The 231-nt window shown below is 29.0% G+C and carries 1 pseudogene; it reads right to left on the bottom strand.

The annotated features are described in order from the left end of the window. Positions 1 to 192 (bottom strand): annotated as a pseudogene (locus AC23MC_RS16560) (DegT/DnrJ/EryC1/StrS family aminotransferase); the annotation flags it as partial. Positions 193 to 231 lie beyond the last annotated feature (39 nt).

The following is a 231-nucleotide window of genomic DNA, read 5'->3' as shown; positions in this document are numbered from 1 at the left end:
AGCATCTGTTCCATTTGCACAAGGAATCACGTGCTTTTCATCTAAATAATCTTCTATGCTTTTTTGAATTTCATGATCTTTCGGTCCGTTGATTTAGGTTGTGGTTTCTAAAACTTCTTGAATTGAATCATCAACTGTAGTCTTAATTTTATCGTATTGACTTTTTAAGTCAACCATTTGAATTTTACGCATTAATTTTTATTTAATTTTAAAGTGCAAGATGTTTTCATT

It is taken from the genome of Flavobacterium sp. T50_26 (genome assembly GCF_057652995.1).
Note: the sequence above shows the minus strand (reverse complement) of the source record. Positions and strands in the feature narration are given on the sequence as shown.